Raw genomic sequence first — 19,528 nt, 5'->3', positions numbered from 1 at the left:
ATGGCAAAGAAAACAAACAAAACTACTCACAAGATCAAGATCAAAAGTGGAGATTTAGTGAAAGTTATCGCTGGTAACTCTAAAGGTGTTCAAGGTAAAGTATTACAGGTTATTATTGAAACTAACAGAGCGGTTGTTGAAGGCGCTAACATTGTTAAGAAACACACTAAACCTAGCGCAGCTAACCCGAACGGTGGTATCATCGAGAAAGAAGCTGCAATCAACATCTCTAACTTAGCTTTAATCGATCCTAAGACAGGTAATCCTACCCGTGTTGGACGTAAAGTTAATGCAGATGGTAAAATAGTTCGTTACGCAAAAAAATCAGGGGAGGAAATTAAATAATGACTTACGTACCAAGATTAAAAGCGAAATATGCGGAAGATATCCGTACAGCGCTTAAGGAAAAATTCCAGTATAAGAGCGTTATGCAAGTTCCTAAACTGGAGAAAATCGTAGTATCACAAGGTATTGGTGCCGCTACAGCAGACAAGAAATTGATCGACAACTCTATCACAGAATTGACGACGATCACTGGTCAGCAAGCAGTTCCTACGAAATCCAAGAAAGATATCTCGAACTTCAAATTGCGTAAAGGTATGCCAATTGGTGCTCGCGTAACTTTACGTGACAACAATATGTACGAATTCTTAGATCGTTTAATCGCGGTTTCTTTACCACGTATCCGTGACTTCCGTGGAATCAACGATAAAGGATTTGATGGACATGGTAACTACAATTTGGGTATTACTGAGCAGATCATCTTCCCTGAGATCAACATTGACAAGATCAACAAGATCCAAGGTATGGATATCACTTTCGTAACTTCAGCTAAGAACGATATCGAAGCTTTAGAATTATTGAAACAATTCGGTTTACCATTCAAAAACCAAAACACGAATAACAATGGCTAAAGAAGGATTAAAAGCACGCGAAGTAAAGCGTCAGAAATTAGTAGCAAAATTTGCAGAGAAACGTGCGGCTTTAAAAGCAGCAGGTGATTATGCAGCTTTAGATAAATTACCAAAGAATGCGTCACCAGTAAGATTGCACAACCGTTGTAAATTAACTGGACGTCCAAAAGGATATATGCGTCAATTCGGTATCTCCCGTGTAACATTCCGTGAGATGGCCTTAGACGGAAAAATCCCGGGAGTGAAAAAAGCTTCTTGGTAATCAAAAAAATATAATTACTTTTGCCCGGATAAACCACGAACTGTGGTTTATCGGGTTTTTTTTGCATTGCAATATTTTAACCGATAAAAGGTCTGTGGCTTCGGTTAGTCATGGAAACCATTATCACAATTTTATACATAATGAATACAGATCCAATAGCGGATTACCTTACCCGAGTAAGGAATGCCATCAAGGCCAACCACAGGGTTGTTGAAATTCCTGCATCGAACCTTAAAAAAGAAATCACAAAAGTTCTTTTCGACAAAGGTTACATTGCTAACTACAAATTTATTGAAGAAGGTCCTCAAGGTTCCATCAAGATTGCCTTGAAATACCATCCAATTAGCAAAGTACCGGCTATTCGCACATTGACACGTGTGAGTAAACCTGGTTTAAGAAAGTATGCAAGTGTTGACAGCATCCCTCGTGTATTAAACGGTTTAGGAATTGCGATTTTGTCTACTTCGAAAGGAGTAATGTCAGACAAAGAAGCTGCCGTACAAAACGTTGGTGGAGAGGTTTTATGTTACATTTATTAATCTAGGAAAAAGCACAGAATGTCAAGAATTGGAAAAGCGCCTATCGCTATACCTTCTGGTGTAACGGTTACAGTATCAGATAAGAATCTGGTAACTGTTAAAGGCCCTAAAGGTGAATTAACACAACAAGTAGACCGCGACATTACCGTTAAAGAAGAAGATGGTAATATCGTAGTGTCACGTTCAACAGAACAAAAGAAGCACAAAGCATTACATGGATTATACCGCGCCCTATTGAGCAATATGGTTGTAGGTGTAACCGAGGGATACAAAACTACCCAAGAACTAGTTGGTGTTGGTTACCGTGCAGCAAACACAGGTAATACGCTAGAGTTAACTTTAGGTTTCTCTCACCAGATTGTATTCGTATTGCCACAGGAAATTAAAGTAACAACAACTGCTGATAAGGGTAAGAACCCAACTATCACTTTGGAATCTATCGACAAACAATTGATCGGTCAAGTAGCGGCGAAAATCCGTAGCTTCCGTAAGCCAGAGCCATACAAAGGTAAAGGTATCAAGTTTGCAGGTGAAGTATTGAGAAGAAAAGCAGGTAAATCAGCTAAAAAATAATAACCATGGCAGGAATTAAATCAACTCGCAGAGAGCGAATCAAAAAAGGAATTAGAAAACACCTGGCTGGATCAACTGAACGTCCTCGTTTGACGGTTTTTAGAAGTAACAAAGGCATCTACGCACAGATCATCGACGATACAACTGGTAAAACAATTGCTTCAGCATCCACTTTGTCAAAAGAGTTTGCTGGATCAGGAAACAAAGTAGATCAATCGAAAGAAGTAGGTAAATTAGTTGCTGAGAAAGCGGTTGCAGCAGGAATTAGCAAAGTAGTTTTTGACCGTAATGGGTACTTATACCATGGCCGTATCAAATCATTGGCTGAAGGTGCTCGCGAAGGCGGTTTAGACTTTTAATTAAAGAAGAAAATGGCATTAAGCAATATTAAAAGAGTAAAATCAAGCGAAATCGAATTAAAAGATCGCTTAGTAAGCATCCAGCGCGTAGCCAAGGTGACCAAAGGTGGTCGTACCTTCAGTTTCTCAGCTATTGTTGTAGTTGGAGATGAGAACGGTATCGTAGGATACGGATTAGGAAAAGCTAAAGAGGTTACTGAAGCTATCACTAAAGGTATCGATGATGCAAAGAAAAACTTAGTAAAGGTTCCTATTATCAAAGGTACAGTACCTCACGAGCAATACGGTAAATATTCAGGTGGTTCAGTTTTGATCAAACCAGCTGTAAGTGGTACCGGAGTATTGGCAGGTGGTGCTATGCGTGCGGTATTGGAGTCTGCAGGCATTACAGACGTATTAGCAAAATCATTAGGTTCTTCAAACCCACACAACGTGGTAAAAGCAACGATCGATGCATTAGCTAATATGCGTGACGCATATACAGTAGCGCAAACACGTGGTGTCGATTTAAACAAAGTATTTAACGGTTAATATCATGGCAAAAATTAAAATCACCCAGATAAAGAGCGTTATCGACAGAAGCGAGCGCCAAAAGAAAACTATCGAAGCATTAGGTTTGAAAAAGATCAACCATTCGGTAGAAGTTGAAGCTACAGCAGCAATCATTGGTATGGTTCGTAAAGTGAACCACCTAGTGGCTGTAGAGTCCATTTTATAAGAATAGATGGAAAGGATACTCACTTCCTTTCCATTCTTTGTTAATAAATTTATGGAATGCTAAGGCCTGTTTAGTGAGAGCGAAGGCGTAGCACAATTTGATTAAAAATGAACTTAAGTAATCTAAAACCAGCAGCTGGTTCAATTAAAACTAAAAAACGTATTGGTCGTGGACAAGGATCTGGCCGTGGTGGTACATCAACACGTGGTCACAAAGGAGCAGGTTCCCGTTCAGGTAACTCTACGAAGATCGGTTTCGAAGGTGGTCAAATGCCTCTTCAACGTCGTGTACCTAAATTTGGTTTTAAGAACATCAACCGTGTAGAATATGTAGGTGTTAACTTAGATGTTTTACAAGCTATCGTTGAGAAATACAGCTTAACCACTGTAGATTTCGATACTTTGAAAGAGCACGGATTAGTTTCAAAAAATGACTTGATTAAAATCTTAGGTCGTGGCGAGTTCAGCGCAAAAGTAGAAGTAAAGGCCCATGCATTTTCAGCTTCAGCACAAAAAGCTATCGAAGCAGCAGGTGGTTCTATCGTTAAATTGTAATAATACATGAAGAAACTAATCACAACCTTAACCAATATATGGAAGATAGAAGAATTACGTAACCGTATTCTTAATACGTTACTATTTCTTTTAATATACCGCGTTGGTTGTCACGTGGTTTTACCAGGTGTCAATCCAGAAGCGTTGGTAGTAAACAGAGAAGGTGGTAATGACATCATGAACTTGATCAATATGTTTGCTGGGGGATCCTTCTCCCGTGCGGCGATCTTTGCTCTTGGTGTTATGCCTTATATCTCGGCATCTATCGTAGTTCAGCTATTGGGGATTGCTGTTCCTGCTTTTCAAAAGATGCAGAAAGAAGGTGAATCTGGCCGTAAGAAAATGAACAACATCACTCGTTACCTTACCGTAGCGATTACGTTGGTTCAAGCCGTAGCCTATGTGAAGACTCAAATCGGACCAGAAGCTAAGACTATTGCGGATCCAATGTTCTCCATTCTATCAGCAGTTGTTTTGACAGCGGGTACATTGTTTGTGATGTGGCTAGGTGAAAAGATTACCGATAAAGGAATTGGTAATGGTATTTCATTAATCATTATGGCTGGTATTATTGCTCAGCTTCCTGCAGGTATTACTGCAGAGTGGGCATCCAGAATGAGCCCGAGTGGTGGTGGTCCTATTCCATTGTTATTGGAGTTTGTCGCTCTGTTTTTCGTCGTGATCTTCACGATCTTGGTTGTACAAGGTGTTCGTAAGATCCCTGTACAATACGCGAAGAAAATCGTTGGTAACAAACAGATTGGTGGTGTGCGTCAATACATTCCTTTAAAGGTAAATGCGGCGGGTGTAATGCCAATCATTTTCGCTCAGGCGATTATGTTTTTACCGATGTCGTTGACCCAGTTCTTCCCGAACGTCCAGTCAGATTTCCTGAACTCGTTGAGTAACTATACATCCGTAACGTATAATGTGGTATTTGCCTTGTTGATCATTGCATTTACCTTCTTCTATACAGCGATTATGGTGAACCCACAGCAGATGTCTGAGGACATGAAGAAGAACGGTGGTTTTATTCCGGGCATTAAGCCAGGTTATGAGACCAACTTGTTTATCGACAACGTAATATCACATATTACCTTCCCTGGTGCTGTATTTGTGGCGATCATTGCGATCTTGCCGGCAATTGCAACATTATTTGGAGTAAACAATCAATTTGCGCATTTCTATGGTGGTACATCCCTATTGATCTTAGTAGGTGTTGTACTGGATACGATTCAGCAAATTGAGAGTCATTTGTTAATGCGTCATTATGATGGGTTGATGAAAACAGGCCGCGTCAAAGGTAGAAGCACTGCGACTACAGTTGAAGGCTATGATCAATCCGCATTATAATTTTGAATGTCTAAAGTATATTATAAAACAGCAGATGAAATTGAGCAAGTGCGAGAGTCAGCAAATGTACTCTCGCAGTTACTTGCTGAAATTGCAGGATTAGTAAAACCGGGCATCACGACCTTATCCCTAGATAAGTTTGCCTTTGATTTTATTAAAGATCATAAAGGGACACCAGCTTTCTTGAACTATCAAGGCTTTCCTTATTCATTGTGTATTTCTGTGAACGACCAGGTCGTGCACGGATTTCCGAGTGACTATGTTCTGAAAGATGGGGATATCGTAACGGTTGACGGAGGGGTGAATTTGAATGGTTTTATCAGTGATTCTGCTTATACTTTTGCTGTAGGAGAGATTTCTGAGGAGGCGAAACAATTGTTAGAAGTAACAAAAGGTTCGTTGCAAGCGGGGATCGATCAAGCAATCGCAGGGAAACGTGTCGGCGATATTTCAGCTGCCGTTCAGGAATATGTAACACCATATCGCTATGGGATTGTTCGTGAATTGGTAGGTCATGGAGTTGGTTTTCATTTGCACGAAAAACCTGAGGTTCCGAATTACGGGAAACGTGGTTCAGGTCCGAAGTTGGAAGAAGGATTGGTAATCTGTATCGAACCGATGATCAATGCCGGTAAGGCGGGGGTCAAGTTCTGGGATGATGGTTGGACAGTGAGTACAGTTGATGGAAAGCTTTCTGCACACTTTGAACAGATGGTGGCGATCAGAAAAGGTAGTCCGGACGTGCTTTTGAATTTTGACGCGATAGAGAAAGTTTTAAATAAAAAGTAGTTGGTATTCAATTATTTTATTTATCTTTGCACTCCTGTTTGCGGGTATATCATCATTTAAAATAATAGATTATATGGCTAAACAAGCCTCGATTGAGCAAGACGGCATAATCAAAGAAGCGCTTTCTAACGCGATGTTTCGCGTAGAATTAGAGAATGGGCATGAAATCATTGCACATATCTCTGGGAAAATGCGCATGCATTATATTAAAATATTACCAGGTGACAAAGTGAAGTTAGAGATGTCACCATACGACTTAACAAAAGGAAGAATTACATACCGCTATAAGTAAACGTAAGTTTCTTCAATAAAATAGCTTTTAAAAATTTACTGTAATGAAAGTTAGAGCATCAATAAAAAAACGTAGTGCGGATTGTAAGATTATCCGTCGTAAAGGAAAAGTATTTGTAATCAATAAAAAGAACCCTAAGTTCAAACAACGTCAGGGTTAATTTTAACATAATCGCTTAAAATATTATATGGCAAGGATCTCAGGTATAGATTTACCTAAAAACAAAAGAGGCATCATTGGCCTTACCTATATTTTCGGTATTGGTCGTTCTACTGCTGCTTATATCCTAGAGAAAGCAGGCATCAGTCAAGATGTAAAGGTTCAAGAATGGAATGATGATCAATTAGCAGCTATCCGTACAATCATCAATGATGAGATTAAGGTAGAAGGCGCTTTACGTTCAGAGGTTCAGTTGAACATTAAACGTTTAATGGATATTGGTTGTTACCGTGGATTACGCCACCGTAAACACCTTCCAGTTCGTGGACAACGTACTAAGAATAACTCTCGTACCAGAAAAGGTAAACGTAAGACAGTTGCAAACAAGAAAAAAGCTACTAAATAATAAGTAAGAAATGGCTAAAAGTAAAAAAGTTACTAAAAAACGTATCGTAGTTATCGAGCCTGTAGGACAAGCTCATATCAACGCTACTTTTAACAACATCATCGTAACTTTGACTAACAATCAAGGTCAAACAATTTCATGGTCATCAGCTGGTAAAATGGGCTTTAAAGGTTCTAAAAAGAACACTCCATACGCTGCATCACAAGCTGCATCAGACTGTGGTAAAGTTGCACATGATTTAGGATTGCGTAAAGTTGAAGTTTTCGTAAAAGGTCCGGGCGCTGGACGTGAGTCAGCTATCCGTTCATTGCAAGGTATTGGTATCGACGTAACCACGATCAAGGATATTACTCCACTTCCTCACAATGGTTGTCGTCCTCCAAAACGCAGAAGAGTTTAATAACAGATTTGTTTAAGATAAGATTCGTCAGCTATAGGTTGATTGATACTTCAAACAGAATAAGAAATGGCAAGATATACAGGACCTAAGTCCAAAATAGCTCGTAAATTTAGAGAGCCAATTTTCGGCCCAGATAAGGCATTAGAAAAAAAGAATTATCCTCCAGGTCAGCACGGACCATCAAAAAGAAGAGGTAAACAATCTGAATACGCTATTCAGTTGTTAGAAAAGCAAAAAGCAAAATACACTTACGGTGTATTAGAGCGTCAATTCGCTAACCTATTTGCTAAGGCAGCAGCAAAACAAGGTGTTACAGGTGAGAACTTCTTGAAATTATTAGAAGCACGTTTAGATAACATCGTTTACCGTTTAGGCATCGCTCCTACACGTTCATCTGCTCGTCAATTAGTTTCGCACAAGCACATTACTGTTAACGGTCAAGTAGTTAACATTCCATCATACAGTATCCGTCCAGGTGATGTTATTGCAGTTCGCGAGCGTTCTCAATCATTAGAGGCAATCGTAAACTCAGTAGCTGGAAGAAAAATCAACAAATTCAGCTGGTTGGATTGGGATGCAGACAAACTTACAGGAACATTCGTTAATTTCCCTGAAAGAGCTGATATTCCAGAAAACATTAAAGAGAACTTAATTGTAGAGTTATACTCTAAATAATAATTAATAACAACATGCATTGTCATAGATGCATGTTGTTGTTTTCATAAATAGTAAATAAACTTAAAAGAACATAAATGGCAATTTTAGCATTTCAAAGACCGGATAAAGTTATCATGCAGAAATCAACTGATTTTGATGGTACCTTTGAATTTCGTCCACTAGAGCCAGGTTTTGGAGTTACTATTGGTAATGCTTTACGCCGTATTTTATTGTCCTCTTTAGAAGGATATGCAATTACGTCGGTAAGATTTTCAGGCGTGTCGCACGAATTCTCTACGATTAAAGGCGTAGTAGAAGACGTTACAGAGATCATCTTGAACTTGAAACAAGTACGTTTCCAGAAATCAGGTGAGCAAGGCGATAACGAGAAGATCTTTGTGGTTATCAATGGTCAAGATCAATTTACAGCTGGTGATATTACGAAGTTTTCCAATAATTTTACTGTATTGAATCCTGATTTGGTCATCTGTAACATGGATAGTTCAGTAACTGTAGAAGTTGAATTGTCAGTTGCAAAAGGCCGCGGATACGTTAATGCAGAGGAAAATAAAGTGGTTGATGGTCCTGTTGGAGTAATTGCGATTGACTCAATCTACACTCCAATTAAGAATGTAAAATATACCATTGAGAACTACCGTGTAGAGCAAAAGACTGACTACGAGAAATTGTTGTTAGATATCTCTACTGATGGTTCTATTCATCCAGAAGATGCTTTGAAAGAAGCAGCTAAAATCTTGATCCAACACTTTATGTTGTTCTCTGACGAAAACATGTTGTTAGAGTCACAAACTAAAGAAGAAACTAAAGTAGTTGACGAGGAAATCTTACATATGCGTAAGATCTTGAAAACAGAATTAGTAGACTTAGACCTTTCAGTTCGTGCATTGAACTGTTTGAAAGCTGCTGATATCCGCACTTTAGCTGAATTGGTTACATATGATGTAGCTGATATGTTGAAATTCCGCAACTTTGGTAAAAAATCATTGAGCGAAATTCAAGAGTTAGTTAAATCAAAAGGTTTATCATTTGGTATGAACCTGTCTAAATACAAATTGGACGAAGAATAATAATTAAATAATATAAGCGACCTGCTGCGTAATTCCTCCGGAGTATATGGACTACAGTCTATAGAAAAAGAACGGTACGCACAAAATCAAAACTAAAATGAGACACGGAAAAAAAGTAAATCACTTAGGCCGCACTGACAGTCACCGTAAGGCGATGTTAGCTAACATGGCGACTTCATTGATCAAACACAAACGTATTACTACGACTTTAGCAAAAGCAAAAGCGTTACGTACTTATGTGGAGCCTTTGATTACAAAATCTAAAAACGACACTACACACTCACGTCGTACGGTATTCGCTTACTTGAAAGACAAAGATGCAGTTTCTATCTTGTTCCGCGAGATTTCAGAAAAAGTGGCATCACGTCCAGGAGGTTACACTCGTATCATTAAATTAGAGAACCGTTTGGGTGACAACGCAGAAATGGCATTTATCGAATTAGTTGATTACAACGAAATCTACGGTAAAACTGTTCAAACTGAGAAAAAATCTACTCGACGTCGTGGTTCTGCTAAAAAGAAAGCTACTCCAACAACTGAATCAAAAGAGGCAAAAGCTACTAAAGCTGGCGATGATTTAACCATTGTTGAAGGTATCGGTCCTAAGATTGCAGAGGTATTAGCAGCTGCTGGTATTGCAACTTACGCTGAATTAGCTAAAACTGATGCTGAGAAAGTTAAAGAAATCTTAACTGAAGCTGGTTCTAACTTTAACACTGCAGATCCTACTACTTGGGCTGAACAAGCACAATTAGCTGCAGATGGAAAATTTGAAGAATTAGAAAAACTTAAAGCCGAATTAGACGGCGGAAAAAAAGTTGATGAATAATCTTTAAACGAATCATAGAAAAGTCCTCTTATCCAAGAGGACTTTTTTATTTTATACGCTTTTATAGTAAGTTCAGCTATTTAATTATTTGTACATTTGAAAAACTAAACTTTAGCATATTTATTTCATTTCATGGAACTATTTAACGTTTATCCTGTTAACCCTATCAACATCGTAAAAGCGCAAGGCTCTACTGTTTGGGATGAACAAGGAACTGAATATTTGGATCTATATGGAGGTCATGCTGTTATCTCTATTGGCCATACCCATCCACATTATGTGAAAAGTATCACGGATCAGTTGAATAAAATTGGATTCTATTCCAATTCAATCATGATCCCTATTCAACAACAATTAGCGAAACAATTAGGTGAAGTTTCGGGTAAGACCGACTATACCTTGTTTCTTTGTAATTCTGGTGCTGAGGCCAATGAAAATGCCTTGAAATTAGCATCATTTCACACCGGACGAAAAAAGATAATCGCCTTTTCAAAATCCTTCCATGGACGTACGTCTTTAGCCGTAGCTGCTACAGATAATCCAGCTATCGTTGCTCCTGTAAATGAAACTGATAATGTAATATTCCTTCCTTTCAATGATGAAGAAGCACTTGAAAAGGCCTTCAAGGAAAATGGCGAAGAAATAGCTGCCGTAATCATTGAAGGAATTCAAGGGGTAGGAGGTATCCGTGAAGCATCGGTGCCTTTCTTGAAACTGATCCGCAGTCTGTGTGACCAATATGGATCCGTATTTATCGCGGATTCCGTTCAATGTGGATATGGAAGGACTGGAACCTTCTTCTCGCATGACTATGCCGGAATAGATGCAGATATCTATTCGATGGCTAAAGGAATGGGCAATGGGTTTCCAATCGGAGGGATTGCTATATCTCCAAAATTCAAGGCTTCTTATGGCATGTTAGGTACGACCTTCGGTGGTAATCATTTGGCATGTGCAGCAGCTGTTTCTGTATTGGATATCATCAAGCAAGATAACCTCATGGAAAATGCAGCAAAAGTAGGCAGTTATCTGATCGAAGAACTTAAGAAGTTTGATCAGGTATTGGAAGTGAGAGGTAGAGGCTTAATGATTGGGATTGAACTACCAACTGAATTGGCACATGTGAAGAAGGATTTGTTGTCAAAAAACAAGATTTTTACGGGTGAGGCGAAACCTAATGTGATTCGTCTGTTGCCTGCACTAAATATTACCAATAAGATTGCTGATCAATTTTTAACTGCTTTTGAAGAGAGATTAAAGGCATAAAAAATCAAAATAGATTAAATGAAGAAGTTTTTTTCCGTAGCAGACGTAGATAATCTGAAAGACATCGTTACAGAGGCTTTAGAAATTAAGGCTAGCCCTTATTCCAATGAAACCCTGGGGAAGCATAAAATGCTGGGTTTGGTATTTCTTAATCCAAGTTTGAGAACACGCTTGAGTACGCAAAAGGCAGGGATGAACCTTGGCATGAACGTCATGGTGATGAACATGGATAAGGATGGCTGGGCATTGGAAACGCGCGATGGCGTGATCATGAATGGAACAACAGTGGAACATATCCGTGAAGCTGCGGCTGTAATGGGAGAGTATTGTGATATTCTTGGTCTGCGTTCATTTCCTACATTGAAAGATAAGGAAGCGGATTATTCGGAAGACCTATTCAATAAATTTATCAAATATTGCGGAGTTCCGGTAGTTTCCTTGGAAAGTGCAACGAGGCATCCATTGCAAAGTTTGACAGATTTGATCACGATTACGGAATATAAAAAAACAGATAAACCAAAGGTTGTATTGGCTTGGGCACCGCATGTGAAGGCATTACCTCAAGCTGTTCCCAATTCTTTTTCAGAATGGATGTGCCGTGCTCAGGAAGAAGGTTTGGTAGATTTTACCATTGCTCATCCTGCAGGCTATGAACTTTCCGAGGACTTTACTCCTGGTGCCAATATCACGACGAACCTGGATGAGGCCTTGGAAGGAGCAGACTTTGTTTATGTGAAGAACTGGTCTTCATTTAAGGAGTATGGAGAGGTTTATCCGGTCAATGGGAATTGGCTTTTGGACAATGAGAAATTGAAATTGACCAATGATGCAAAAGTGATGCATTGTTTGCCAGTGCGTAGGGACTTGGAGCTATCTTCTGAGATATTGGATGGTCCAAATTCATTGGTGATCAAGGAAGCCAGCAATAGGGTATGGGCTGCGCAGGTAGTATTGAAAAGAATGTTGGAAGATTTGAAGGGTTAAAATATAGGATGTCGGTATTAAATATTATCAAGATAGGTGGGAATGTCATTGACAACCCGGAACAATTAGAGGAATTTTTAGAGAAATTTTCTGCATTGCCAGGTCGAAAGATCCTGGTGCATGGAGGTGGAAAGATCGCCACGCGTATGGCATCAGATATGGGCATTGAAGCCAAGATGGTGGAAGGTAGACGTATTACGGATGCTGCCATGCTTGATGTCGTGACCATGGTCTACGCTGGCCTTACCAATAAAAACTTGGTTGCTTCCCTGCAAAAATACAATTGCAATGCCATAGGATTGTGCGGAGCAGATGCAAATGTGATCAAAGCGGTAAAAAGACCGGTTAAGGAAATCGATTATGGTTTTGTAGGTGATATCCTTGCTGATTCGATTGATTCATTGGCTATCAAAAAACTATTGGAGGCGGAGTTTATTCCTGTCTTTTCAGCTATTACCCACAACGGTAATGGACAATTATTGAATACCAATGCCGATACCATTGCATCTTCCTTGGCTGTTGCGCTATCCAAACTATATGAAGTTTCATTGATCTATTGTTTCGATAAAAATGGCGTATTGTTGGATGTTAATGATGAGCAATCGGTTATTGAGACCATTCGTTCGGTTGATTTTGAACGATTGAAAGATAGCAAGACCATTCATGATGGAATGATCCCTAAACTATACAATGCATTTGAAGCGATTTCCAAGGGTGTTAGTAATGTCTATATCGGACATGCCAATAACTTGCACCTCTTCCAGCAACGGAAGTTTGGAACCTGCTTGATTGCCTAAACTTAAATATAATGAATAAGATAACAATTATTGGAGGCGGGAATATAGGGTTGTCATTGGCCAAAGGGCTGGTGAAATCTAAATATTGCAAAGCTAATGAGATTACCATCACCAGGCGCAATCTGGCGTCCTTGGCTGTGGAACAGGAAGAAGGTTTTATGGTGAGCGATTCAAACCCTGAAGCGATTCAAGGGTCTGAATTTATTGTATTGGCCATTCTCCCCCAGCAGATCAGAAAGGTGATGGATGAATTAGCTCCTGTGCTGACTCCCGCTCAAACCATTATATCGGTGGTATCTGGCGTAACTTGCCAGGATATCAAGGATGTATTGGGCCAAGATAAGGTTGTTATCCGTGCAATGCCGAATACGGCTATTGCGATAGGGCAGTCCATGACATGTATTGCCACTGACAGTGCTCCTGAGGACAAAATCCAGGATGTTTCGGTGATCTTTGAGTCGGTAGGTTCTGTGGTGGTCATCAATGAGGACTTAATGACTTCCGCGACGGCACTATGTGCTTGCGGAATCGCATTTTTCCTGAGAAGTATCAGGGCAGCTTCACAAGGTGGTGTTGAGATCGGTTTCCATGCTCACGACGCCTTAAAAATGGCCATTCAAACGGCCAAAGGTGCTGCCGACCTGTTGCTGCAGATGGAAAGCCATCCGGAAAGTGAAATCGATAAGGTGACTTCTCCAAAAGGCTGTACCATTGCAGGATTGAACGAAATGGAACACAACGGTTTCAGTTCCGCTTTCATTAAAGGAATAAAATTGTCTGCTAAAAAAGCTGGAGGCCTATACAATGATTGATATTGCCCAACTGATTGAAGACAGTACCTCACTCTTGAAAGGATTGATTGAAACCCAGTCATTCAGTAGGGAAGAGGATCAGACTGCTCAATTGCTTGTGGAGTATTTTCAGCAGCATGGCATAGCTACTGAAAGGATAGGGAACAATGTGGTCGCCTATAACCGTTTTGAAGATCCTTCAAAACCTTATGTCCTGTTGAATTCGCATCATGATACCGTTAAACCCAACCCTGGCTATAGCAAAGATCCATTTAAGGCTATCGTTGAGGATGGGAAGCTGTACGGCTTAGGGAGCAATGATGCCGGTGGGTGTTTGGTTTCCTTGATTGCAGCATTCCGTTATTTTTATGACCGTGATGATTTGCCGTTTAACCTTTGTTTGGTAGCTTCCTCTGAAGAGGAGGTTTCTGGTAAAGGAGGCTTAGAAGAAGCCTATAAACACATCAAACCTTGTGAGTTTGCCATTATTGGTGAACCCACCCTGTTGAATTTGGCAGTGGCGGAAAAAGGATTGATGGTTTTGGACTGTGAAGCGGCGGGTAAATCTGGTCATGCCGCACGGGAAGAGGGTGAAAACGCGATTTATAATGCGATTGAAGACATCAATTGGTTCCAGAATTATCAATTTCCTAAACAGTCGGAGTTTTTAGGGCCGGTAAAGATGAGTGTCACCATGATAGAAGCAGGGTCACAACATAATGTGGTGCCGGCTAGCTGTAAATTTGTGGTGGATGTAAGGACTACCGATGTGTACAGTAACCTGGAGGTCTTGGAAATGATCAGACAACATGTGAAGTCTTCGGTAGAGCCACGTTCTACGCGCCTTAATCCTTCTTCGATTTCAATTGAACATCCAATCGTTCAATCCGGGAAATCTTTGGGGAAAGAATTATATGGCAGTCCGACGATGAGTGATCAGGCCATATTGAATATTCCGTCTATCAAAACGGGACCTGGAGATTCGGCGAGGTCACATACTGCGGATGAATTTATTTATTTGCAAGAAATAAATGATGGGGTCCGGTACTATATCGACCTTCTGAAAGGGATATTATAAGAAATTCAATAAAAAAAGCGGGCCTTGGACCGCTTTTTTTATCTCTAGATGGTAGTTCTAAGATAAAAATCTCCTTTTTATACAGTTCTTATAAGGTGATTTGTCTTTTGATGCTCTCTTCTAAGGAAATAATGGTCTCTGTACGTTGAATTCCTTTCAATCCTTGGATGTCTTCATTCAAAACTTTGCGTAAATGTGATGTGTCCTTACAGATGATCTTTGCAAACATACTATATTGACCAGTACAGTAATGTAATTCCACCACTTCTTTCACTTGTTTCAACTGTTCAACAGCATCCGAATACTGAGAACCCTTCTCTAAATAGATTCCTAAGAAGGCAGTAATGTCAAATCCAACCTTTTGAGGGTTGATAATTAAGTTAGAACCTCTGATTATTCCCAATTCTTCCATTTTTTTCATGCGAACATGGATGGTTCCGCCAGAAACTATTAGTTTTTTAGCGATTTCTGTATATGGAATTGAGGCATCTTCCATTAAAATGGATAAAATTTGAACATCTAGGTTGTCTAAATCGTAATTTGAATAGTTTTTTTCCATAAAAATGGTATTTGTGTGTTAATTTGTAATAAGGTTTTTAAAAATATCTAAAAAAATAAAATAAATTTCTATTTAATTATTGAAAAAATTAAATTTGTCATAACAAACGAGGTAAAAAACACTAAAGTTTGTAATTACTTCCCTCAAAATAACATAGGTTTATAATTGGTTAGCGTTGAAGCTCCTCGCCCGGGGAGCTTCTTCCATTTATAAGCCTTTCAAATAAATTTTTCAATTTTCTGATTTTTTCAAAAATAATAACAATTATTGTTATATTAATGTTCGAATGATAAAATTACGTCATTTTTTTTAGCATTTTTTCATTGATGTATACAACAACTATTTTTCGTACTTTAGTTTCAGTCACAAATGCTTGTTATGAAAGAAGATGATGTAAAGATTTCGAGGAAAAAGCCAATTTTTCCAGTGGGTACGGGTTTGTTGAAATATCTAAAAGCTTATCAGCGGGATGGTAAATTACCCATGACCTATTCCGATCTTTTGAATTTCCAAGAAACGATTCCTTCCCTGGACAAGTTTGGCAATGATACGTTGTGGGAAATCCCTTTATATCCGCCCCATATACAAGATACCCTATATGACCAGCTCAAGATCGTATATGCGCAATTGAAGGCTTCCGGTAATACCAGGATTGTGCAGCATAAAGTCATCGAAAAGATTGAATTCTGTGCTTTTGGTAATACCCATCCCTTCCGAATCAAAATTGTCAATAGACTGAATGATGTCTATGATTATTTCTATATCAAGCAAGCGGATGCCTCCAGGATCTATGGATTGGAGCTGGAAGAGATTGTATCTCCAAACCAAGTCAATTATCTCTATGATCGCGATACCTTGGTGGAAGAACATATTGTGGGGATTCCTGGGGATACATTTGCTAAGACCAAGATGGGCGCTCCGGATTATAACCAGACGAGAATAGCGAAAGAATTTGTCAAGTTTAATGAACGTTGTGTGATCTCAATGTTAGGGGACATGCGGGCCTATAATTTCGTGATGCAGATCACTCCGGATTTTGATGATTTCCAATTTAGGATCCGTGCGATTGATTTTGACCAGCAATTCTATGAAGGGAACATCAAGGTGTATCTTCCGCAATTCTTCAAGGAAAACTTACCTTATGTCAAATTGTCCATGGACCATTTGAATGAGAAGACGGTCCTGCAGTATCAGCAAGAAGAAAGATCTTCCATTGTACATCGGGTTCGAAGCGAAAGGCATCGTATCAAGGACCTCCGTGATGCCTCCAGTACACAGCAACTCTCAACAAAAGAGAATATTGAGAAACTGAAAGAAGGCTATGCAAGGTTCTATGAGAATGAAAATTACTTCAAATGCAAGAGTATGACCGATATTATTGAACTCAACGTCAAGAATGTCATACGGCAGGTCCAGCTTTAGCGGATTCGTTTTTGGTTATCCTTTACGAAAGCTTCCCAACCCGAATAGTTTTTTCCACCGGTGGATTGATTTTGTTGAAAGGCATGACATACCGCAACAGCAAGGCCATCGGTAGCATCCAGGAACTCTGGAGTTTCCTTGAAGCTAAGTAGCGTCTGTAACATGGCCGCCACTTGTTCCTTACTCGCATTTCCGCTGCCTGTAACGGATTGTTTTATTTTTCGGGGGGAATACTCAAAGATTGGGATATCGGCGTTCAGGGCAGCTGCCATCGCTACTCCTTGGGCACGACCCAGCTTTAGCATGACTTGGATGTTCTTTCCGTAAAAGGGTGCCTCTAAAGCTACACAGTCTGGTTTGTATTCTGCGATCAATGCGCTAGTCTTTTTGAAGATGCGTTGGAGCTTGAGGCCATGGTCATCCAGATGCCCCATTTTTATGACACCAAGCGTGATCAAGGATATTTTTTTATTCACCTCCTTCAATATTCCATAACCCAGAACTACCGTTCCAGGGTCAATTCCCAAAATAATCCTCTCTTTAGCCGGTTCTTTTTGCATATGCAATAATACGATTTTCTAAACATTGCTTTCTAAAAACGGTTATTAATTAAAAAATTATTAAAATTGTGCTTTCTTAGACAAAATTGACGAAGACACAGCGAAAATATCTCAATCTATTGATTAAAGTAGCCATTGTTGCGTTGGCGATGTGGTTTGTTGTCAGCAAGGTGAATAATCAAAAGAACTTGAAGGAGTTTGAACACCTTATCCATCAGATCGACCCTCTTACGATCCGATTGGTATTGCTGGTCGTTGTGCTCTTAATGTTTTTCAATTGGTTTCTTGAAGTTAAAAAGTGGCAATATCTAAGTCAAAGGATAGAGAAGTTAGGGCTTTGGAAGGCTATTAAATCAGTTTTTTGTGGACTTACCTGGGCAATATTCACTCCTAATCGGATTGGTGAATACGGTGGACGGGTTATGTTGTTGAAGCCCGAGAACAGAGCTACTGGCGCTGTTGCCATGGGAGTAGGATTATTTGCTCAATTGGTTTTGACTTCGGTTTTTGGTTCTTTGAGCATCGCTTGGTTCGTGACGACCTTTTTGGAAACTCCTGCCTCAGTGGATTTTGGGGTTTGGTTAATAGCCACAATCTATGCATTGGCCTTTTTGATCTTGTATTTCAATGTCTCTTGGGTGGATTATCTGGTAGGGAAAGTAAAGTTTTTGCGGAAGATCAAGCCGTTCTTCTCGGTCCTGGAAGATTTTACCGTTAAAGAATTGGCCTATGTGCTCCTGCTGTCTGCTTTTCGCTTTGCCATTTTTACTTCGCAATATATAATTTTGATGTTGGTCATATTACCAGAGCTGCCGCTCGTTTCAATGGTATTAATGATCTTTATTATGTTTTTTATTCAATCTGCCGTTCCTTCCTTAGATATTTTTGACTTTAGTGTTCGTAGTTTTGTAGCCAGCAATTTGTATGCGTATATTACGACCCAAGAAATTGCAGTGATGGCCATTGTTTCATGTGTTTGGTTTGTTAACCTCATTTTTCCGGCAATCATAGGGTCGTTTTTTGTATTTAACGTGAATTATATCAGTGATAATAAATCTTAGTTTTTTCCTATTTATTATGACCATTATCTATGTGGTATTGGTCCTTTATATGCGCAATGGCTGGATGAAGCTGCCAATGTTTCACCTGACATCCATTATGCCCCTTTCAAAAGTGACAGTAATTATCGCTGCCCGGAACGAAGAGTCAAACATTGGCAATACGCTGGATTGTATTGTCAGTCAGGAATACCCTAAAGATTTACTGGAAGTGATCGTGGTTGATGACCATTCTACGGATAGGACAGGAGAGATCGTCACCCGTTATGCGGACCGTGGGGTAAAGCTAATCACCCTAAATGAAGGAAATAAACTCAATTCTTATAAGAAGTTTGCCATAAACAAGGCTATTCACGCTTCTTCTGGTGATATAATCATTACTACCGATGCAGACTGTAGAATGGGCTCCAAATGGATATTGAGCATAGTTCAATATATGGAAAGCCAAGATAAACTGATGGTTTCCTCTCCAGTATGTTACGATCAGGAACAATCTTATTTCGAACGCTTGCAGACCTTGGAATTCCTTTACCTTATTGGTTTAGGGGCAGCGGGAATAGGCAACGGAAATCCAACGACCTGTAATGGTGCCAACCTTGCTTATAGAAAGACATTGTTCTTTGAGATGGGTGGATTTAATGGTATTGATGAATTGGCTTCTGGCGACGATGAGCTATTACTGCATAAGGTTGCGGAAAAACATGCCGACAGGATCGGTTTCTGTAAATCTAGAGAAGCAATAGTTTACACCGATGCCAAAGAAAACCTAAAATCATTCTTAAGCCAAAGAAAGCGTTGGGCTTCAAAAAGTACCAAATATAAGGACAAGAAGGTAGTTGTATTGGGCGTGTGTATCTGGCTCTTCAATCTTTCTTTTTTGCTGAGCTTGATCTTTCTGTTGTTTGGTATTTACGATGCTAGTGAACTGGTATTAACCTCCCTGATGATGAAGATGTTGGTGGAACTGGCTTTTCTTTATCCCATCCTTAGCTTCGTGAACCGAAAGGAGCTGCTTTGGAACCTACCATTGCTAACTGTAGTCCATTCGCTCTATTTTGTCTATATCGGAGTGGTGGGAAATATAGGTAAGTACGATTGGAAAGGCAGAACCGTCAAATAGT

At 39.6% G+C, this 19,528-nt stretch carries 28 protein-coding genes; 26 read left to right on the top strand and 2 right to left on the bottom strand.

Annotation, left to right across the window (positions count from 1 at the left end; all coding sequences use genetic code 11):
• The 23 genes from rplX to ACWIB3_RS11420 all read left to right on the top strand — a co-directional run bounded on the left by rplX (position 1) and on the right by ACWIB3_RS11420 (position 14,808).
• The gene (gene rplX, locus ACWIB3_RS11530; RefSeq protein ID WP_214648470.1) at positions 1–345 is read left to right on the top strand and encodes a 50S ribosomal protein L24; all 345 of its coding nucleotides are present in this window, start codon (positions 1–3) and stop codon (positions 343–345) included.
• A complete protein-coding gene (rplE, locus tag ACWIB3_RS11525; protein WP_185213309.1) occupies positions 345–914 on the top strand; it encodes a 50S ribosomal protein L5 in 570 nt (189 codons plus the stop codon). The genes rplX and rplE overlap by 1 nt, the downstream gene beginning before the upstream one ends.
• The gene (gene rpsN, locus ACWIB3_RS11520) at positions 907–1,176 is read left to right on the top strand and encodes a 30S ribosomal protein S14 (RefSeq protein WP_093100399.1); all 270 of its coding nucleotides are present in this window, start codon (positions 907–909) and stop codon (positions 1,174–1,176) included. Before rplE ends, rpsN begins: the two co-directional genes overlap by 8 nt.
• A gap of 140 nt (positions 1,177–1,316) precedes the next feature.
• Positions 1,317–1,715, top strand: a complete 399-nt coding sequence (gene rpsH, locus ACWIB3_RS11515; RefSeq protein ID WP_093100397.1) for a 30S ribosomal protein S8 — start codon at positions 1,317–1,319, stop codon at positions 1,713–1,715.
• An 18-nt stretch (positions 1,716–1,733) separates the two neighbouring features.
• A complete protein-coding gene (rplF, locus tag ACWIB3_RS11510; RefSeq protein WP_185213310.1) occupies positions 1,734–2,288 on the top strand; it encodes a 50S ribosomal protein L6 in 555 nt (184 codons plus the stop codon).
• Positions 2,289–2,293: 5 nt separating this feature from the next.
• On the top strand, positions 2,294–2,647 hold the full coding sequence (gene rplR / locus ACWIB3_RS11505; protein ID WP_093100394.1) for a 50S ribosomal protein L18: 354 nt from the start codon (positions 2,294–2,296) through the stop codon (positions 2,645–2,647).
• 12 nt (positions 2,648–2,659) lie between these two features.
• On the top strand, positions 2,660–3,178 hold the full coding sequence (gene rpsE / locus ACWIB3_RS11500) for a 30S ribosomal protein S5 (protein WP_093100392.1): 519 nt from the start codon (positions 2,660–2,662) through the stop codon (positions 3,176–3,178).
• 4 nt (positions 3,179–3,182) lie between these two features.
• Positions 3,183–3,365 (top strand): 50S ribosomal protein L30, encoded by a 183-nt coding sequence (rpmD, locus tag ACWIB3_RS11495; protein ID WP_454291652.1) that lies wholly within the window; start codon positions 3,183–3,185, stop codon positions 3,363–3,365.
• A gap of 107 nt (positions 3,366–3,472) precedes the next feature.
• Positions 3,473–3,919, top strand: a complete 447-nt coding sequence (rplO, locus tag ACWIB3_RS11490) for a 50S ribosomal protein L15 (protein WP_185213311.1) — start codon at positions 3,473–3,475, stop codon at positions 3,917–3,919.
• A 6-nt stretch (positions 3,920–3,925) separates the two neighbouring features.
• Complete coding sequence (secY, locus tag ACWIB3_RS11485; RefSeq protein ID WP_093100387.1) at positions 3,926–5,272, top strand: preprotein translocase subunit SecY; 1,347 nt, start codon at positions 3,926–3,928, stop codon at positions 5,270–5,272.
• 6 nt (positions 5,273–5,278) lie between these two features.
• The gene (gene map, locus ACWIB3_RS11480) at positions 5,279–6,061 is read left to right on the top strand and encodes a type I methionyl aminopeptidase (RefSeq protein ID WP_185213312.1); all 783 of its coding nucleotides are present in this window, start codon (positions 5,279–5,281) and stop codon (positions 6,059–6,061) included.
• A gap of 73 nt (positions 6,062–6,134) precedes the next feature.
• Positions 6,135–6,353, top strand: a complete 219-nt coding sequence (infA, locus tag ACWIB3_RS11475; protein WP_021071231.1) for a translation initiation factor IF-1 — start codon at positions 6,135–6,137, stop codon at positions 6,351–6,353.
• 43 nt (positions 6,354–6,396) lie between these two features.
• Positions 6,397–6,513 carry a type B 50S ribosomal protein L36 gene (gene ykgO / locus ACWIB3_RS11470; protein WP_013665024.1) on the top strand — a complete coding sequence of 39 codons (117 nt, stop codon included), beginning with the start codon at positions 6,397–6,399 and terminating at the stop codon, positions 6,511–6,513.
• A gap of 27 nt (positions 6,514–6,540) precedes the next feature.
• Positions 6,541–6,918 (top strand): 30S ribosomal protein S13, encoded by a 378-nt coding sequence (gene rpsM, locus ACWIB3_RS11465; protein ID WP_094257893.1) that lies wholly within the window; start codon positions 6,541–6,543, stop codon positions 6,916–6,918.
• Positions 6,919–6,928: 10 nt separating this feature from the next.
• Positions 6,929–7,318 (top strand): 30S ribosomal protein S11, encoded by a 390-nt coding sequence (gene rpsK, locus ACWIB3_RS11460; protein ID WP_093100381.1) that lies wholly within the window; start codon positions 6,929–6,931, stop codon positions 7,316–7,318.
• 66 nt (positions 7,319–7,384) lie between these two features.
• Complete coding sequence (rpsD, locus tag ACWIB3_RS11455) at positions 7,385–7,993, top strand: 30S ribosomal protein S4 (protein WP_093100379.1); 609 nt, start codon at positions 7,385–7,387, stop codon at positions 7,991–7,993.
• 77 nt (positions 7,994–8,070) lie between these two features.
• Positions 8,071–9,063, top strand: coding sequence for a DNA-directed RNA polymerase subunit alpha (locus tag ACWIB3_RS11450; RefSeq protein WP_185213313.1), 993 nt, complete (start codon positions 8,071–8,073; stop codon positions 9,061–9,063).
• A 97-nt stretch (positions 9,064–9,160) separates the two neighbouring features.
• Positions 9,161–9,892, top strand: a complete 732-nt coding sequence (rplQ, locus tag ACWIB3_RS11445) for a 50S ribosomal protein L17 (RefSeq protein WP_185213314.1) — start codon at positions 9,161–9,163, stop codon at positions 9,890–9,892.
• 132 nt (positions 9,893–10,024) lie between these two features.
• Positions 10,025–11,158, top strand: a complete 1,134-nt coding sequence (locus ACWIB3_RS11440) for an aspartate aminotransferase family protein (protein WP_454291651.1) — start codon at positions 10,025–10,027, stop codon at positions 11,156–11,158.
• An 18-nt stretch (positions 11,159–11,176) separates the two neighbouring features.
• The gene (locus ACWIB3_RS11435; protein WP_454291650.1) at positions 11,177–12,142 is read left to right on the top strand and encodes an acetylornithine carbamoyltransferase; all 966 of its coding nucleotides are present in this window, start codon (positions 11,177–11,179) and stop codon (positions 12,140–12,142) included.
• Positions 12,143–12,150: 8 nt separating this feature from the next.
• A complete protein-coding gene (gene argB, locus ACWIB3_RS11430) occupies positions 12,151–12,939 on the top strand; it encodes an acetylglutamate kinase (RefSeq protein WP_185213317.1) in 789 nt (262 codons plus the stop codon).
• 11 nt (positions 12,940–12,950) lie between these two features.
• Entirely contained in the window at positions 12,951–13,751 is an 801-nt protein-coding gene (proC, locus tag ACWIB3_RS11425; protein WP_454291649.1) for a pyrroline-5-carboxylate reductase, read from the top strand.
• Complete coding sequence (locus ACWIB3_RS11420) at positions 13,744–14,808, top strand: M20 family metallo-hydrolase (RefSeq protein WP_454291648.1); 1,065 nt, start codon at positions 13,744–13,746, stop codon at positions 14,806–14,808. The genes proC and ACWIB3_RS11420 overlap by 8 nt, the downstream gene beginning before the upstream one ends.
• A gap of 88 nt (positions 14,809–14,896) precedes the next feature.
• On the opposite strand, the gene ACWIB3_RS11415 is transcribed toward ACWIB3_RS11420, so the two are convergent.
• Positions 14,897–15,367 (bottom strand): Lrp/AsnC ligand binding domain-containing protein, encoded by a 471-nt coding sequence (locus ACWIB3_RS11415; protein ID WP_185213320.1) that lies wholly within the window; start codon positions 15,365–15,367, stop codon positions 14,897–14,899.
• Between the two features lie 378 nt (positions 15,368–15,745).
• Here ACWIB3_RS11415 and ACWIB3_RS11410 point away from each other — a divergent pair, with 378 nt between their 5' ends.
• Positions 15,746–16,789: a hypothetical protein gene (locus tag ACWIB3_RS11410; protein ID WP_454291647.1), complete on the top strand. Its 1,044-nt coding sequence runs from the start codon at positions 15,746–15,748 to the stop codon at positions 16,787–16,789.
• Here ACWIB3_RS11410 and ruvC read toward each other — a convergent pair.
• On the bottom strand, positions 16,786–17,349 hold the full coding sequence (ruvC, locus tag ACWIB3_RS11405; protein WP_185213322.1) for a crossover junction endodeoxyribonuclease RuvC: 564 nt from the start codon (positions 17,347–17,349) through the stop codon (positions 16,786–16,788). The two genes, ACWIB3_RS11410 and ruvC, sit on opposite strands and share 4 nt — an antisense overlap.
• Before the next feature lie 86 nt (positions 17,350–17,435).
• Here ruvC and ACWIB3_RS11400 point away from each other — a divergent pair, with 86 nt between their 5' ends.
• Entirely contained in the window at positions 17,436–18,410 is a 975-nt protein-coding gene (locus tag ACWIB3_RS11400; RefSeq protein ID WP_313261658.1) for a lysylphosphatidylglycerol synthase domain-containing protein, read from the top strand.
• A gap of 16 nt (positions 18,411–18,426) precedes the next feature.
• Complete coding sequence (locus ACWIB3_RS11395) at positions 18,427–19,527, top strand: glycosyltransferase family 2 protein (protein WP_185213324.1); 1,101 nt, start codon at positions 18,427–18,429, stop codon at positions 19,525–19,527.
• Position 19,528: the final 1 nt, after the last annotated feature.

The organism is Sphingobacterium sp. NPDC055431 (genome assembly GCF_053644255.1).
Note: the sequence above shows the minus strand (reverse complement) of the source record. Positions and strands in the feature narration are given on the sequence as shown.

Bases quoted from the DNA above. Each gene is read 5' to 3' on its own strand.
- rplX (WP_214648470.1), top strand. From the start codon at position 1: ATGGCAAAGAAAACAAACAAAACTACTCACAAGATCAAGATCAAAAGT.
- rplE (WP_185213309.1), top strand. From the start codon at position 345: ATGACTTACGTACCAAGATTAAAAGCGAAATATGCGGAAGATATCCGT.
- rpsN (WP_093100399.1), top strand. From the start codon at position 907: ATGGCTAAAGAAGGATTAAAAGCACGCGAAGTAAAGCGTCAGAAATTA.
- rpsH (WP_093100397.1), top strand. From the start codon at position 1,317: ATGAATACAGATCCAATAGCGGATTACCTTACCCGAGTAAGGAATGCC.
- rplF (WP_185213310.1), top strand. From the start codon at position 1,734: ATGTCAAGAATTGGAAAAGCGCCTATCGCTATACCTTCTGGTGTAACG.
- rplR (WP_093100394.1), top strand. From the start codon at position 2,294: ATGGCAGGAATTAAATCAACTCGCAGAGAGCGAATCAAAAAAGGAATT.
- rpsE (WP_093100392.1), top strand. From the start codon at position 2,660: ATGGCATTAAGCAATATTAAAAGAGTAAAATCAAGCGAAATCGAATTA.
- rpmD (WP_454291652.1), top strand. From the start codon at position 3,183: ATGGCAAAAATTAAAATCACCCAGATAAAGAGCGTTATCGACAGAAGC.
- rplO (WP_185213311.1), top strand. From the start codon at position 3,473: ATGAACTTAAGTAATCTAAAACCAGCAGCTGGTTCAATTAAAACTAAA.
- secY (WP_093100387.1), top strand. From the start codon at position 3,926: ATGAAGAAACTAATCACAACCTTAACCAATATATGGAAGATAGAAGAA.
- map (WP_185213312.1), top strand. From the start codon at position 5,279: ATGTCTAAAGTATATTATAAAACAGCAGATGAAATTGAGCAAGTGCGA.
- infA (WP_021071231.1), top strand. From the start codon at position 6,135: ATGGCTAAACAAGCCTCGATTGAGCAAGACGGCATAATCAAAGAAGCG.
- ykgO (WP_013665024.1), top strand. From the start codon at position 6,397: ATGAAAGTTAGAGCATCAATAAAAAAACGTAGTGCGGATTGTAAGATT.
- rpsM (WP_094257893.1), top strand. From the start codon at position 6,541: ATGGCAAGGATCTCAGGTATAGATTTACCTAAAAACAAAAGAGGCATC.
- rpsK (WP_093100381.1), top strand. From the start codon at position 6,929: ATGGCTAAAAGTAAAAAAGTTACTAAAAAACGTATCGTAGTTATCGAG.
- rpsD (WP_093100379.1), top strand. From the start codon at position 7,385: ATGGCAAGATATACAGGACCTAAGTCCAAAATAGCTCGTAAATTTAGA.
- ACWIB3_RS11450 (WP_185213313.1), top strand. From the start codon at position 8,071: ATGGCAATTTTAGCATTTCAAAGACCGGATAAAGTTATCATGCAGAAA.
- rplQ (WP_185213314.1), top strand. From the start codon at position 9,161: ATGAGACACGGAAAAAAAGTAAATCACTTAGGCCGCACTGACAGTCAC.
- ACWIB3_RS11440 (WP_454291651.1), top strand. From the start codon at position 10,025: ATGGAACTATTTAACGTTTATCCTGTTAACCCTATCAACATCGTAAAA.
- ACWIB3_RS11435 (WP_454291650.1), top strand. From the start codon at position 11,177: ATGAAGAAGTTTTTTTCCGTAGCAGACGTAGATAATCTGAAAGACATC.
- argB (WP_185213317.1), top strand. From the start codon at position 12,151: ATGTCGGTATTAAATATTATCAAGATAGGTGGGAATGTCATTGACAAC.
- proC (WP_454291649.1), top strand. From the start codon at position 12,951: ATGAATAAGATAACAATTATTGGAGGCGGGAATATAGGGTTGTCATTG.
- ACWIB3_RS11420 (WP_454291648.1), top strand. From the start codon at position 13,744: ATGATTGATATTGCCCAACTGATTGAAGACAGTACCTCACTCTTGAAA.
- ACWIB3_RS11415 (WP_185213320.1), bottom strand. From the start codon at position 15,367: ATGGAAAAAAACTATTCAAATTACGATTTAGACAACCTAGATGTTCAA.
- ACWIB3_RS11410 (WP_454291647.1), top strand. From the start codon at position 15,746: ATGAAAGAAGATGATGTAAAGATTTCGAGGAAAAAGCCAATTTTTCCA.
- ruvC (WP_185213322.1), bottom strand. From the start codon at position 17,349: ATGCAAAAAGAACCGGCTAAAGAGAGGATTATTTTGGGAATTGACCCT.
- ACWIB3_RS11395 (WP_185213324.1), top strand. From the start codon at position 18,427: ATGACCATTATCTATGTGGTATTGGTCCTTTATATGCGCAATGGCTGG.